The sequence below is a fragment of the Lactococcus sp. EKM203L genome (assembly GCF_011800585.1).
GTDB classification, from domain to species: Bacteria; Bacillota; Bacilli; order Lactobacillales; family Streptococcaceae; genus Lactococcus; species Lactococcus lactis.
Genome location: NZ_JAALEQ010000002.1, coordinates 478,250 through 493,836, shown reverse-complemented (window position 1 = coordinate 493,836; position 15,587 = coordinate 478,250). Strand labels below are relative to the sequence as shown.

Below are 15,587 nucleotides of genomic sequence, written 5' to 3'. Positions count from 1 at the left end.
AACTATTATATTCTATCAAACCTACCTAAACTTGTCAAGAATTAACTGTGACTTTTATACCTTTTTTTATCTTACGTTCGCTTTTTCCCTCTCCTGTATTCGCTTTATTTCATGCCACCATTGATTTTCATTAGTTTATATTTTTTCTTATTTTTTAATAAGATAAGGTGCTTATTTTAGTATTCTTTACCTTCTGAGAATAAAATTCTTTGATTTTTCACATAGAAATGATGTTTTTAAGCTTAACTAAATTTTTATTATAAATAATAGAAAATTGAATTCTCTTTTATTTTGTAGCAAATAATTCGTCTCTATATTCCGTCTTTATATAGTAGAAAACTTAAAATTTAACATTTTATTTTCAAATTCTTGGATTTTATTACATTAGAGATAAAATATCCCCAAAGATAGAACTGACTGTCTAAAAGCTGTGGTAAATTTTTCTTAATTTTTTCTTTTTCCACAGTAAATAATCTATAAATTTGACTTTTTTTGATTTGTGGATAAGTCTGTATGCATTTGATATTACTCTTTTTTTTCTGTGGATAAAAAAACTTTTACACATTATCCACAGTTTTGTTAATAACTTTTTCTTATGGTGGAAAACTTTCTTTTGTTAATTTCAACAGACTGTGGAAAAATATAATGTGAAATGATATAATGAGTTATCAACAAACTAAAAAGTAAAGGAGTAATATGGCATCTCTTAATGAAAATCAAAAATTTTGGGCCCGTGTAACCGAACTAGCTCGGCAGAGTATCGGTAAACAAGCTTATGATTTTTTTATTGAGCCTGCTCAATTAATGTCTGTCGAGCAAGATACTGCCAATATCTTGCTTGATAGTGGAATGAAAAAAGATTATTGGAAAAAACAGTCCGATTTGATCACAACGGCGGGATTTGAGGTCTTTGGTCGGATGATTGATTATGAACTCTATGCAAATGATGAGTTAACTGAACTGGAACTTCATCGTTTAAATAATCAATCTTCTATTGAAGAGCAGCCGCATTCTACTGCTAAACCCGCTTCTCCTTTGGTTAGTGGTCTCAACGAGAAATATAATTTTGAAAATTTTGTGCAAGGTCCTGGTAACCGTTGGACTTTGGCTGCGGCAATTGCTGTTGCTGATAAACCTGGTGATACCTATAATCCACTATTTATTTATGGTGGAGCTGGTCTAGGTAAGACGCATTTAATGCATGCAATTGGAAATCAGATTTTGACTGACAATCCGACTGCTCGAATTAAATATGTTTCTTCGGAGAATTTCGTTAACGACTATGTTAATGCAACGCGAAAAAACCAAATGGAGAATTTTGAAAATACTTATCGTAATTTAGATTTACTTCTATTGGACGATGTGCAATTTTTCAGTGATAAAGAGGGGACGAAAAATGAATTTTTCAATACCTTCAACGCACTCTATGATAAAGGTTCCCAAATTGTTTTAACTTCTGATCGTATTCCGCAAGAATTAAATAATTTGGAAGATCGCTTGGTTTCACGCTTCTCTTGGGGTTTGACTACTGATATTACGGCTCCTGACTATGAAACTCGGATGGCTATTCTTTTGATTAAATCTGAATCAAGTCGTTTAGAATTTCCGAGTGAAACTCTATCTTATATTGCTGGTCAGATTGATTCAAACGTTCGCGAACTCGAGGGCGCTCTAAATCGAGTCGAATTTGTGGCTCGAGCAAATGGCATTGCGGTGGTCGATATTGAGACAGCAAGTCAGGCTTTGCGTTCTTTAAAAAATGCAACTCAGCAATCTTTATCAAATCTTACTATTAAAAAAATTCAAGATGAAGTTGCTAATTATTATCATATTTCATTTTCAGATCTTGTTGGTCCTAAGCGCCCTAAGGAAATTGCCTTTCCAAGACAGATTGCGATGTATCTTGTCAGAGAACTTTTAGGTACAAGTCTTCCGGCAATTGGAACTGCTTTTGGCGGCCGTGATCACACAACGGTAATGTATGCTTATAAACAAATTTCGGATAAGATGAAAAATGATATGGATGTTCAAAAAGACATCGACAGCATTAAACGTAAATTTTAAACCTGTGGAAAACTCAAGGACTTATAAAATGCTTATTCTTTAATTATCCACAGGGGAAAAGCTTATACTTCTAAGTGGATTTGTCTTATACAGATTATCCACAGGACCTACTACTATTACTATTATATTTATAAAAAGAAATTATAAAGGAATCTCATGATTAAATTTTCAATTAATAAAAATGCGTTTCAAAATGCTTTGAGAATTACCAAACAAGCAATTGGTTCTAAAGTAACAATTCCTGCTTTAACAAAGTTAAAAATTGAAGTTGAAGAAAATGGAATTACTTTAATTGGTTCAAATGGTCAAATTTCAATTAAGAATTTTTTACCTGTTGATAATAAAGATGCAAGTATGCTTATTTCAGGAACGGGTTCAGTTTTGTTAGAAGCTGCTTTCTTTGAAAATGTGGTAAGTCAATTACCAGAAGTCACTCTTGAATTTACTGAAAAAGAACAAAAGCAAGTTTTGTTAACTTCTGGTAAGTCAGAAATTACTTTAAAAGGCCTGGATTCAGAAATCTATCCGCATTTACAAGAAATTTCCGAAGGCTCTTCATTGAAAATGAAAGTTAAAGTACTTAAAGAAATTTTTACAGAAACAGTTTTTGCTGTAAGTACTCAAGAAAATCGTCCCATTTTTACAGGTGTTCATTTAGAAACTTTATCAACTGGAGAATTAAAAGCAGTCGCAACTGACTCACATCGGATGAGTCAACGTTTATTGCCTTTAGAAGATTCAGAATTAAAATTTGATGTTATTTTGCCAAGTAAATCAATCAATAGTTTTAAAAATGTTTTCACAAATGATGAAGAAGAGATTGAAATTTTCATTAGTGGAAGCCAAATGCTTTTTAGAAATGAAACAATTAGTTATTATAGTCGTTTGATTGAAGGATCTTATCCTGATACTAATCGTTTAATTCCAAATGAAGCTGATTATACTTTAGATTTAGTTTTTGATGCTGCGCAATTGCGTCATACAATGGATCGTGCGCGTTTGTTGACAGTAATGACAACTAATGGAACTGTAAAATTGACGGTTTCTGGTGATTCTGTAGTAACTACAGCCAACTCTCCTGAGGTCGGTTCTGTCCATGAAGAATTGACGGCCTTATCAAAAGAAGGAAATGACTTAGCAATCAGCTTTAATCCTGAATATTTGATTGATGCTTTGAAAGTGATTAAAGCACCAGAAGTTCGTATTCGCTTTATTTCTAATGTTCGTCCGTTCACTTTACAACCACGTAATGAAGAATCTGGATTTGTTCAATTGATTACACCAGTACGTACAAATTAATTTTACTGACAGCTCTTTTGTCAGCTTAGATTTACTGACGAAAATGTCTGTCAGTAAATTTAGATTTTGTTATAATGGACTTAACGAAAGTTAGGTCTATTTTTTATGGAAATTTTATATACTGAAATTACACAAGATTTAACAGAGGGACTATTAGAGATTTCTCTTGAAGAACTTGGAAAAAATCGAAAAGTTTATTACATTGTGCCTTCTTCAATGTCATTTGAGAAGGAGAAAGAAATTTTAGAGCGCTTGGCTAAGGGAAGTGATGCAGCAGTTTTTGACTTACTCGTCACTCGTTTTAAGCAATTGCCTTATTATTTTGATAAGCGGGAAAAAGCGACAGCAAAGACAGAGTTAGGCACAGCAGGCCTTTCAATGCTTTTTCGACGTGTTTTGAGGAGTTTTTCAAAAGAAGAAATTCCGCTGTATTTTTCTCTACAGGATTCTGCTGGTTTTTTGGAAATGCTAATTCAGTTAAGAACAGAGTTACTGACAGCAAATCTGTCAGTAGAAAATTTACCTGACAGCCCTAAAAATCAAGAATTAAAAAAGATTTTAAGTAGATTTGAAGAAAAATTAGCAAATGACTATGCTAACTACTCAGAATTTGGTGATTTTACTAGTCGTCTTGCTGATGGGGAATTTGATTTTCAACTCAAAGATGTGACAATTGTCATTGATGGATATACTCGATTTTCTGCGGAAGAAGAGCTTTTTATTGAAAGTATTCAAGATAGAGTGGCACGTTTTGTCATTGGAACTTACAGTGATGAAAATTCACTGACAACCGGATCTGAAACAATTTATATCAGTACGAGTCAAATGATTGGGCGTTTTCGCAGTAAATTTCCAGTAGAACTAAGAAAAATGGCTTTTTCATCTGTCAATGAAGTTTACAACAAGTTGACAAAATTACTCGATTTGGATTCACGATTTGCCATTTCTGATCAAAATATTGAAATAAATTCTGCTGATGCAAAATATTTCAGAATTTGGGAAGCCGAAAATCAAAAAGTTGAAATTGAAGGTGTCGCAAAGGAAATTAGACAAAAAATAAGTCAGGGGGCTTTTTTCAAAGATTTTACAGTTTTAGTAGGCGATCCAGCTGCTTATGAAATTACTTTGAAAGAAATTTTTGAACTTTACGAGATTCCATTTTTCTACGCCCAAGAAGAATCAATGAGTCAGCATCCTTTGGTTATCTTTTTTGAAAGTTTACTTTCAATTAAAAAGAATAATTATCGGACAGATGATGTTGTCAATCTTCTAAAAAGTAAGGTTTACACTGATGTCAACCTAGATGAAGAAGTCATTGATTACTTTGAATACTATGTTCAAAAATATAAGACTTCTGGTCGAAAAAAATTTACGGAAGCATTCAATGAAAGTGAGTTTTCTAAAATTGAATTAGTGAATCAACTTCGCGAAAACTTATTGGGAAATGATTCTCCTTTACAAGCCTTTTTGGGGACAAATCGGCAAAAAACAGGAAAAAAATGGGTTTCTGATTTACAAGTTTTACTTGAAAATGGAAATGTAATGGCCAATATGAACACTTATTTTTCAGAAGCAGAATCTGAAAATAAGCACCAAATGGCTGATAAACATGAACAAGTTTGGCAAATGCTTATTTCGATATTGAATGAGTTTTTGGCCGTTTTTTCTGATGAAAAATTGAAAAGTGTGGAGTTTTTAGATATTTTATTAGCAGGATTGAAAAATGCGAAATATCGACAAATTCCAGCAAACGTTGATGTTGTAAACATCAAAGATTATGAACTTGTTGAACCTAAAACTAATAAATATATCTATGCCATTGGTTTGAGTCAAACCAATTTTCCAAGAATAAAGAAAAATTCAACACTTTTATCCGATGAAGAACGACTAGAAATCAATCAAACAACTGATGAAAATCAGTTTATTGAACAGTTGAATGTTGTCAACTATCAAAAAAATCAGTTTACAGTCCTTTCTTTAGTGAATTCAGCAAAAGAAACTTTAGTTTTGTCCATGCCACAAATTATGGCAAATGAGCAAGGAGAATTTTCACCAGTTTTCCAATTATTTTTGAATCATTCGGATGAAAAAATTCTTCAAAAAATTCAAGAAGTCAATCTTTTTGAAAGCTTAGAGCACATTGGAAACAGTCGTTCAGTGATTTCTATGATTGGAAAAATTGAGCGTGAACTTGTTGAAACTGAAGAAAAAAATGATGACAAAAGAGTTTTTTGGTCTAGTATTTTCCGAATCTTAGTTAAGTCAAATCCTGATTTTCAAAAAATATTATTGGATTTAGCTAAAGATATTGATACGGTCAACTTATCAAAAGAAATCTTAGACAAAATTTATGGTGATAAACTTTATGCTTCTGTCAGTTCTTTTGAACGCTTTTATAACTGTGAATATCAGTACTTTTTAGAGACCACTTTGGGTCTGGAAACTTTTGAAAATATTGATATAAATTCCAAAATTGTCGGTAACTTTTTCCATGAAGTTTTTGAAAAAGTCATGCAAGAAGAAGCTTTGTCAGCTGAAAATTTTGATGAAAAATTGACAAAAGTTTTACATGATGTTGACAGTAATTACTCTCGTTATTTTACTCAGGATGCAACAGCAAGATTTACTTGGACCAATTTAGAAGAAATTGTTAGACAGACTGCAACAGTTTTAAAGGAAACAGTTTCTACTGATGAACTTAAAACTTTACTGACAGAAAGTAGTTTTGGCTTACCAAAAAGTGAATTAGGTAATTTTTCTGTTGACGATATTTACTTACGAGGAAGAATTGACCGTTTGGACCAACTTTCTTCTGATTATTTAGGAGCTATAGATTACAAATCAAGTGCTCATTCCTTTAAATTACAGGATGCTTATGACGGTCTGAGTTTACAATTTATGACCTATTTAGACGTGATTAAAGAAGCTTTTCCTAATCAAAAAATATGGGGTGCTCTTTATTTACAATTTAAAAATCAACCAATTAACTTATCAGAAATCAATCATTTATCAGAGATTGCTGGCTTATTGAAAGAATCAATGCGCTATGATGGTTTAGTTTTGGAAGAGGCAGCTGACCAAATTAAAGCAATAGAAAATATTACTGTAAAAAAATCTAATATTTACAATCAAGAAGAATTTGAACAGCTTTTAAAATTGAATGAAAATCATTATCAGCATGCTGGTCAGCGACTTAAGAGTGGTCAGATTGCAATAAATCCAATTATGAAACGCTCCGAAGGGATTGATCAAACAGGTAATGTTCGAGGTTGTCGCTACTGTCCGCTTAAATCTATTTGTCGATTTGAAGCAAATGTACACATGAATGAGCATAGTCGTGAAATTGGTCAAAAATCCCAAGCAGAAATCTTAGCAGAATTAAAAGGAGAAGGGCGAAATGAGTGAAGTAAAATTAACTCCAGAGCAAAATGAAGCCATTCATAGTTCTGGTAAGAATATTCTAGTTTCAGCGAGTGCTGGTTCCGGAAAAACTTTTGTTATGGCTCAAAGAATTGTCGAGAAAGTCAAACAAGGAATTGAAATTGATCGACTTTTCATTTCCACATTTACAAAAAAAGCAGCAAGCGAATTACGGATGCGGCTTGAGCGAGATTTGAAAAAAGCCAGACAAGAAAGTTCTGATGAAAATCAAGCTCGTAGGTTGACACTTGCTTTACAGAACCTGTCAAATGCTGATATTGGAACTATGGATAGTTTCACACAAAAATTGACAAAAACGAATTTCAATCGAGTAAATATTGACCCGAATTTCCGAATCTTAGCTGATCAAACAGAGAGTGATTTAATTAGACAAGAAGTCTTTGAACAATTGGTTGAGTCTTATCTATCAGAAGATGATGGATTGAATATTTCAAAAGAAAAATTTGAAGAACTTATAAAAAATTTTTCTAAAGACAGAAATATTGCTGGTTTTCAAAAAGTAGTTTACACTATTTACCGTTTTGCTTCAGCAACTGAAAATCCAATAAAGTGGTTAGAAGATCAATTTTTAAAAGGTTTTGAAACATATAAATCACTGACAGACTTGTCTGCAGATTTTTCAGCAGATATAAAAGAGAATTTACTGATATTTTTTGAACTTCTAGAAACTTCATTAACCAATGGAGTAATTGCTAAAAAAGGGGCTGGACGTGATAAGGCCAATCTTATTTTAGATAATAAAAATGAACTCTTAGAAGCAATAACCACTAAAGATTTTGCAACTTTCACAGAACTATTTTTATCAATAGATACAGATATTCGAGTGGGTTCTTCAAAAGATGAAATACTTTCGGCTCTGAAAAAAGATTTTTCAGCACAAAAACAAGACTTAGTGGGCTCGAAATCCAAACCTGGAGAAATTCGGAAGTTTGTTGATAAAATAAAACATGGTCAGTTGATTGAAAAATATCAAAATCAAGCATTTGAAATCGCAGAAAACTTACAAAAATTTGTTATTGAGTTTTACCAAAGTTATTTAGAACGTAAAAAGAATGAAAATGCCTTTGAGTACTCTGATATTGCACACTTTGCCATCGAAATTTTAGAGGAAAATCCAGATATACGTGAAACTTTAAGAGAACATTATGATGAAATCATGATTGATGAGTATCAGGATACCAGCCACACTCAGGAGCGAATGCTGGAGCTTTTATCGAATGGACATAATCTCTTCATGGTTGGTGATATTAAGCAATCAATTTATGGCTTTCGTTTAGCTGACCCTGGCCTCTTTTTAGAAAAATATAAAGACTATGCCAAGACAGAAAATCCAAATCAACTAATTCGCTTAAAAGAAAACTTTCGTTCACGTGGTGAGGTTTTAACATTTACAAATGATATCTTTAAACACCTGATGGATGAAAAATTAGGTGAGATGACTTATGGCAAAGAAGAAGCATTAGTTCAAGGAAATATTACTGATTATCCAGTTGAATCTGAGAAAGATTTTTATCCAGAACTTCTTTTATACAAAGAAAATACAAGTGATGAAGAAACAGATGAATCCGAAGTAAGAATTTCGGATGGAGAGATTAAAGGAGCAGCTCAAGAAATAAAAAAATTGATTGAAGCTGGAGTTGAACCAAAAGATATAGCAATCTTGGTTCGTTCTAAATCAAATAATAATAAAATTGAGGATATTCTGCTTAGTTACGATATTCCGGTCGTTCTTGATGAAGGTCGAGTTGATTTTTTGAAATCAATGGAAGTCTTAATTATGCTAGACGTTTTACGAGCAATTGATAATCCACTCTATGATTTATCATTGGTTGCGATGTTAAGGTCTCCGTTATTTGGATTTAATGAAGATGAATTAACTAGAATCAGTACTCAAGGAAGCCATGACCTTAGATTTTGGGATAAAATTCTTTTGTCACTTAATAAAGAAGGACAAAATCCAGAACTTATCAATCCTTCCTTAGAGAACAAGCTTAAAGCATTTTATAAGAAGTTTACAGAGTGGCGTAAACTTGTAAACCAAGTTGCAATTCATGATTTACTTTGGAAAATATATACCGAAACCTACTATTTTGACTATGTTGGTGCCTTAAAAAATGGTGAAATGCGCCAAGCGAACTTACAAGCCTTAGCGGTTCGAGCAGAATCATATGAAAGTTCTGGTTATAAAGGATTATTTAAATTTGTAAGATTAATCAACAAATTTATGGAACAAAATAATGATTTAGCTTCTGTTAATATAAAACTTCCTCAAAATGCTGTTCGAGTGATGACCTTCCATAAATCAAAAGGATTAGAATTTGATTATGTCTTTTTAATGAATTTACAATCTCGTTTCAACGATCGTGATTTGAAAGAAGATGTTATCCTAAGTCGTGAAAATGGTTTAGGAATGAAGCTTATTGCTGATTTAAAGGATGAAGCAGATGTTATAACTGATTTCCCTTATGCTTTAGTGAAAATGGAAACATTCCCTTATATGGTGAATAAAGACTTAAAACAAAGAGCAGCTCTCTCAGAAGAAATGCGTGTTTTATATGTTGCATTTACACGAGCAAAGAAAAAACTTTATCTTGTTGGAAAAATAAAAGAAACAGATAAAAAATCAGGACTTGACCTTTATGATAATGCAAGTTTAGAAGGGAAGATTTTAGAAGATAAATTTCGTAATTCAAGTCGCGGTTTTCAACACTGGATATTGGCGCTTCAAAATGCCACAAAACTTCCGATGAAACTCAATGTCTACACAAAAGAAGAGTTGGAAGCAGAAAAACTTGAATTTACAAGTCAACCTGATTTCAAAAAATTGGTCGAAGAATCGGAAAAATTTGATAATATCATGGCCTATTCTGATGAAATACAAAAAGCTCAAAAAATTATGAATTATGAATATCCACATCAAGCAGCAACAGAGCTTTCAAGTATTCAAACACCAAGTCAGGTTAAAAAACGAAGCTACGAAAAACAATTAAAAGTGGGTGAAATTCAACCGAAAAGTGAATTTACTCGGGTCAAAAAGCTAGATTTTTCTGATTTTGGTCCTAAGAAAGTTACTGCTGCAGAAATCGGTTCGGCAACTCATAGTTTTATGCAGTATGCAGATTTTTCTCAAGCAGATTTATTTAGTTTTCAAGCGACACTTGATGAAATGGGATTTGATGAAAAAATAAAAAATCAAATTGATATTGCTAAAATTTTGACTTTGTTTGATACAGATTTCGGTCAGTTTTTATCGGAAAATGTTGATAAAACAGTTAAAGAAGCACCATTTTCAATGTTGAGAACAGATGAATTTGCTAAAGAGCAGTATATTGTTCGGGGAATTTGTGATGGATTTGTTAAACTTACTGATAAAATCGTTCTATTTGATTATAAGACGGATAGATTTACAAGTTCTTCAGCTATTTCTGAAATAAAAGAGCGTTATAGAGATCAGATGAATCTTTATAGTGAGGCTTTGAAAAAAGCCTACGATGTCAACCAAGTTGACAAGTATCTCATTTTATTAGGAGGCCCTCAGCAAGTTTTTGTTGAAAAACTAGATGATTAGATTATAATGACAGGGATTGTATAGAAAGGATAGATAATGCTGGAATATGAATTAGGTTCAATTGTCGAGATGAAGAAACCTCATGCCTGCACTGTTAAGGCGACTGGTAAAAAAGCAAATGCTTGGGAAATCACTAGATTGGGTGCAGATATCAAGATAAGATGTACAAACTGCAATCATGAAGTGATGATGAGTCGTTTTGACTTTAATAAAAAAATAAAAAAGGTACTCAAGTGAGCCCTTTTTTTAATTATAAACCGATTTGAGATTAAATTTGAGGTATTTAATAAGCCAAAAGTAAAGTAACTTTGTAAATCGCCAAATCAAAGGGCTAACAAGAACCATCAGCGAACAAGCGATAATCGCAACTAACCAGTACCACCAGTCAAAACCTGTTGCTCCATTCGCATTCCCAAAAGTAATATGTGGGTTATGAGTAGCAACAGCGAAAATCATAATAAATGGAGCAAGGAATAAAGCTAATATAATAGCATAGAGAGCCAAAAGAATCAAAGCAGTAGTAATTATCAACCAGAAACCAAGAACGAAGTTAAAAAAGACTAAGCCAAAACCAGCAAATAGGTTGATATGTTTCTTTCTTTTTTGTGGTTCAATTCCTTGAGCAAAAGCTGATAAATCTGATTCATATAATTCGGCTAGGGCAATCAATGTTTCAAAATTTGGTTCAGTTTTATTGGATTCCCAACGTGAAATGGCTTGTCTACTAAAATAAAGTTCTTTTGCAACTTCTTCTTGTGTGAGCTTCTGGGCAAGACGAGCTTTTTGTAAATTTTCTCCGAGCATTTTTTCTCCTTAAATTTAAATGGGTGATTTAGTGATTTGTTTCTGATTTCATTATCAACTAAAGCGAAGTTAAAAGCAAGAACATAGGTGGTATTTTAGGGTAACATTTTGTGGCAAGCCTTTAAAATAAAGGCTAGTGATGACATGCTCTATTGTTTACGAGCCTTGTGTAAACTTGTAAACTTAGAGATTTTCTATGATTTTCCTTGCCTTTATTGTGTTTTTAGGCGATTTACAGTATAATTAGAACTAATTAATCTTAATTTTGGAGAATATAAAACATGGCTTTAACAGCAGGTATCGTTGGTTTACCAAACGTTGGTAAATCAACTCTTTTTAATGCAATTACAAAAGCAGGCGCAGAAGCTGCAAACTATCCTTTTGCAACAATTGACCCAAATGTTGGGATGGTAGAAGTACCGGATGAACGTTTAAACAAGTTAACAGAGTTGATTAAACCTAAGAAAACTGTTCCGACAACTTTTGAATTTACAGATATTGCTGGGATTGTTAAAGGGGCTTCACGCGGAGAAGGTCTAGGAAATAAATTTCTTGCCAATATTCGTGAAGTAGATGCCATCATTCACGTTGTTCGAGCTTTTGATGATGAAAATGTAATGCGTGAAAATAATCGTGAAGATGCTTTTATTGATCCAATGGCAGACATTGAAACAATTAATCTTGAATTAATTTTGGCCGATTTAGAATCAGTCAATAAATGTTATGCGCGTGTTGAAAAAGTTGCTCGTACGGCAAAAGATAAAGATGCGGTCGCAGAATTTAATGTTTTGAAAAAGCTCAAACCGGTACTTGAAGATGGTAAATCAGCACGAACAATTGACTTTGACGAAGATGAAACAAAGGTTCTTAAAAGCTTGTTCTTATTGACAAGTAAACCAGTTCTTTATGTAGCTAATGTTTCAGAAGATGAAGTAGGCGAACCTGATAATATCGAATACGTGAAACAAATTCGTGAGTTTGCGGCGACTGAAAATGCTGAAGTTGCTGTGATTTCTGCTCGTGTTGAAGAAGAAATCTCAGAGTTGGAAGATGATGAAAAAGCAGAATTTTTGGAAGCAATTGGCTTAAAAGAATCTGGTGTTGATATGTTGACTCGTGCAGCTTACCACCTTCTTGGCCTGGCCACTTACTTTACTGCTGGTGAAAAAGAAGTCCGTGCTTGGACCTTCAAACGTGGAATGAAAGCTCCACAAATGGCAGGAATTATCCATACAGACTTTGAAAAAGGCTTTATCCGCGCAGTAACTATGTCTTATGATGATTTGCTTAAATACGGTTCAGAAAAAGCTGTTCGTGAAGCCGGTCGCTTGCGTGAAGAAGGAAAAGAATATGTTGGTCAAGATGGCGACATTATGGAATTCCGTTTCAACGTGTAAACCTTGTAAATGAAATGAAGAAATGCACCGAATCGGTGCATTTTTGCAACCTAAAAATGCTTGAGTTGAAGAATAAAAAACGATACTCTTAAAGCATGAAAGGAAGGCAACATGGAAATCTCTCAGATAATCAAAGAAAATCGTAAAATGAAAAATCTCAGTCAGGAAGAATTGGCGAAAAAAATGCATATTTCTCGTCAATCAATTTCAAAATGGGAGACAAGAAAATCACTACCAACAACAGACCAAATTATCTTACTTAGTGAAATTTTCGATTGTTCTTTGGACACGTTGCTCAAAGGTGACAAAAAGATGGAAGAAAAAGCAAAACATGAAATTGATGACAAACGGACATTGAAGTTAATTTATAAGGTGGGTTGGGGATTTATTATTCCTTTACTTTTTATTTTGAAATTTGTTTTACATTTGTTTTGATGATAATGAAAGACCATTTTGGTCTTTTTTTGTTTAGTAAAAACATTCAAAAGAGTACGATGTAAATCTTAAAGTTACGTTTTGTTAAATTAAGTTTTTTTAAGGTTAAAATTTTGACAAATAAATTAAATCCGAGTATAATTACTTTCAAGAAAGCGTTGACAAAATAGTATTACTCTATCATATCAGAAGAAAAGTACTAGCACTTTGATAGATATTTTAGCTAGCTTATAAACAATTTGAAGGAGGAACACAATGGAACTTACAATGACACGCGCTCTGATTAGACGCAGAAATCTAAAGAGAAAAGTATCGGTTTTAGTGCTGGCAACTGCACTTATCTCAGGAACAGCTTTTGCTTCGGCACAGGTTTTCGTTTCTGGTGGTTGGAATACGAATTATATCGAACGATTTAATCCGACGATTGGCCAAGCCAAAGGACATGATAATGCAAACTTAAATGTAAGACATTATACTTGGGTAAAAGTTGGAAGTAGAATAGGCTTTAGTTCTACCGCAGGCGCTAAAAAAACATCTCAAGCAACAGTTATTGGTGCTTGGAATGGAGTATTAAATGGTTGGTATGTAAAACTATAAAAGGATAAGTATGAATAGAATTATTAAATTTGTATTACTCATACTTATTTGTGTTATTTCTTTTTCAAGTGCAAATATGGTTAAAGATAGCCACGCAGATAAAAAAATAGCAGATTTGTATGATGTAAAAAATTATCAACAAATTTTCATTCCTTCATCTATCAATACTAATCGTAAATTGTTTCGACTCATAGAAGGTGTATCAAAAAAAACAGATACACCTTTTATCTTTAGGTTTTCTTATGTTGGAATTGATAGTGATGGTAAAGGAAATGCCAATCAATTAAAAAATAAAAATGAAGTAATATTTTTTAAAACGGATTATCGAAAATCGAATCAACAAGTGATTTTTTCACATGGTTTTACTTACCGATTTTGTAATGAACCCTCTTCTGAAATATCTAATGTACAATTAGAAAATAGTGATATTTTTGTTCAAAACAAGAAAAACAAAAAAGCTATTCAAGAACTTTCTAATGCCATAAAAACAAATTATCAAGTAAATACAGACGTAAGTAAGTTAATAATTCCTCATGCTAATTCTTCTCAAATGACAGCCACAGATTTTGAAAGTCTAAATAGTAACAATCTCGTATTTTTCATAAGTGTTTCGGTTATATTCTTTGCTATTTTTTTATTTGTATGGCTTTTGTCTAATAACAAAGCAATTTCCATTTATCGCTTAAATGGTCTAAGTGCTTATAAATTAGGGAGACAATTATTTTTAAAAGAATTCGTTATGCTTTCTTTGACAACTTATATAATAGCGAGTTTGGTTGCTTTTAGAGCTTTCAATCTTAATTATACGATTCAAATGCTTTTACTTAGTGGACTAGTAATTATTTTTTCTTATGTTGCCATAGTAATTGTGTCTAGTTTTTCTCTTACAAATCAACTTAATTCTAAACCTTTTTTTAAATATAGTTACTATATTCTTTATGCCGTAAAAGCATTTGTCTTTTTAGTGACGGTTTCTACTACCGCATCATTACTATATTTTATGAACGCTGATATTGGAACAAATTCTAAAATTGGACAAGAATATGCTGTTCTTTATCCGGAATTTGTGGGTTATGGTCTAAATAGTAATCAGATGCCCTCGTCAGTTAAATTATTTGATTATGCAGAAAAGCATGAGGGACTTTATGTTTATTTGGCTTCTGCTTATGATGAAAATAATAATAATGTTCTGCAAGTAAATGATAATTATCTTTCAAAATTTTCGATAATTTCTAGTGATAACCAAAGAATAAAAATAAATTCTCAAGAAAAATCAGGAATTGTTTTGATTGCTGAAAAGGACAAGTCAAAACTATCTGAAATAAAAAAAGAATATGATTTTTCTAGTTCGTTTAAAAGTTCTAAGATTAAATATTATTTTATTAAAAATAATCAAAGAGCACCACTTCTAGATGGCAATAATGGAACAACTGACCCAGATGTAATGGAGGTTTTTACTTCAAAAAATGCGTCCAAAAATACTAATTTTCTATATAATTCAGTTTTAAAATTTAAAATTAAAGATTCAAAAACGAGAACTTATGAAAAAATAGCTCCAACTTTGAAAACTATGGGAGCTTTGACAACTCATCCTTCAATGATAACTGTGAATAGTATAAATAAAACAACGAATATGTCAATAGTTGGTTCTATACCTAGTTATATTGTTTTGAATGGCTTGATTATTGTTATTTTTCTTTCGATGATTTTGGCAACGACTTTATTTTATTTTGAAACATACAAAAAGAAGATTGCAGTCAAAAGATTATATGGAATTTCTTTCTTCGTAACTTATAGATCTCTTTTTACAATAGTTTTTGTGCAGGGACTTTTATACTTTGCCTTTGCTTTAACTCGAAGTAACGTTAACATTACTTTGGAAGCATTGGGAATTTATTTTGTCTTAGAAATTTTGATTATTATTTTGATATTGCTAAAACTACAAAAAGGACTATTTTTGAATGTCTTGAAAGGAGAATAGA

The 15,587-nt window shown here is 32.2% G+C and carries 10 protein-coding genes; 9 read left to right on the top strand and 1 reads right to left on the bottom strand.

Annotated features, from left to right (window positions below; translation table 11 throughout):
• The first annotated feature begins 696 nt into the window (after positions 1-696).
• The 5 genes from dnaA to HFD15_RS05700 all read left to right on the top strand — a co-directional run bounded on the left by dnaA (position 697) and on the right by HFD15_RS05700 (position 10,609).
• Positions 697-2,064, top strand: a complete 1,368-nt coding sequence (gene dnaA, locus HFD15_RS05720; protein WP_015425593.1) for a chromosomal replication initiator protein DnaA — start codon at positions 697-699, stop codon at positions 2,062-2,064.
• A gap of 156 nt (positions 2,065-2,220) precedes the next feature.
• A complete protein-coding gene (dnaN, locus tag HFD15_RS05715; RefSeq protein ID WP_003130856.1) occupies positions 2,221-3,363 on the top strand; it encodes a DNA polymerase III subunit beta in 1,143 nt (380 codons plus the stop codon).
• Positions 3,364-3,468: 105 nt separating this feature from the next.
• A complete protein-coding gene (rexB, locus tag HFD15_RS05710) occupies positions 3,469-6,768 on the top strand; it encodes an ATP-dependent nuclease subunit B (RefSeq protein ID WP_058208729.1) in 3,300 nt (1,099 codons plus the stop codon).
• Entirely contained in the window at positions 6,761-10,372 is a 3,612-nt protein-coding gene (gene addA, locus HFD15_RS05705) for a helicase-exonuclease AddAB subunit AddA (RefSeq protein WP_058208728.1), read from the top strand. Before rexB ends, addA begins: the two co-directional genes overlap by 8 nt.
• 36 nt (positions 10,373-10,408) lie before the next feature.
• Entirely contained in the window at positions 10,409-10,609 is a 201-nt protein-coding gene (locus HFD15_RS05700) for a DUF951 domain-containing protein (RefSeq protein ID WP_003132155.1), read from the top strand.
• Between the two features lie 9 nt (positions 10,610-10,618).
• Here the strand turns inward: HFD15_RS05700 and HFD15_RS05695 are convergent, their stop codons facing one another.
• Entirely contained in the window at positions 10,619-11,176 is a 558-nt protein-coding gene (locus HFD15_RS05695; RefSeq protein ID WP_010905025.1) for a helix-turn-helix domain-containing protein, read from the bottom strand.
• Between the two features lie 281 nt (positions 11,177-11,457).
• On the opposite strand from HFD15_RS05695, the gene ychF reads away from it, so the two are divergent.
• From ychF to HFD15_RS05675, 4 genes are all read left to right on the top strand, one after another.
• Positions 11,458-12,573, top strand: coding sequence for a redox-regulated ATPase YchF (ychF, locus tag HFD15_RS05690; protein ID WP_167593263.1), 1,116 nt, complete (start codon positions 11,458-11,460; stop codon positions 12,571-12,573).
• A 111-nt stretch (positions 12,574-12,684) separates the two neighbouring features.
• Positions 12,685-13,008 carry a helix-turn-helix domain-containing protein gene (locus HFD15_RS05685; protein ID WP_058204263.1) on the top strand — a complete coding sequence of 108 codons (324 nt, stop codon included), beginning with the start codon at positions 12,685-12,687 and terminating at the stop codon, positions 13,006-13,008.
• Positions 13,009-13,263: 255 nt separating this feature from the next.
• Positions 13,264-13,605, top strand: coding sequence for a hypothetical protein (locus HFD15_RS05680; RefSeq protein WP_058204262.1), 342 nt, complete (start codon positions 13,264-13,266; stop codon positions 13,603-13,605).
• A 10-nt stretch (positions 13,606-13,615) separates the two neighbouring features.
• Positions 13,616-15,586 carry a DUF1430 domain-containing protein gene (locus HFD15_RS05675; protein ID WP_058208726.1) on the top strand — a complete coding sequence of 657 codons (1,971 nt, stop codon included), beginning with the start codon at positions 13,616-13,618 and terminating at the stop codon, positions 15,584-15,586.
• The last annotated feature ends 1 nt before the right edge of the window (position 15,587 follow it).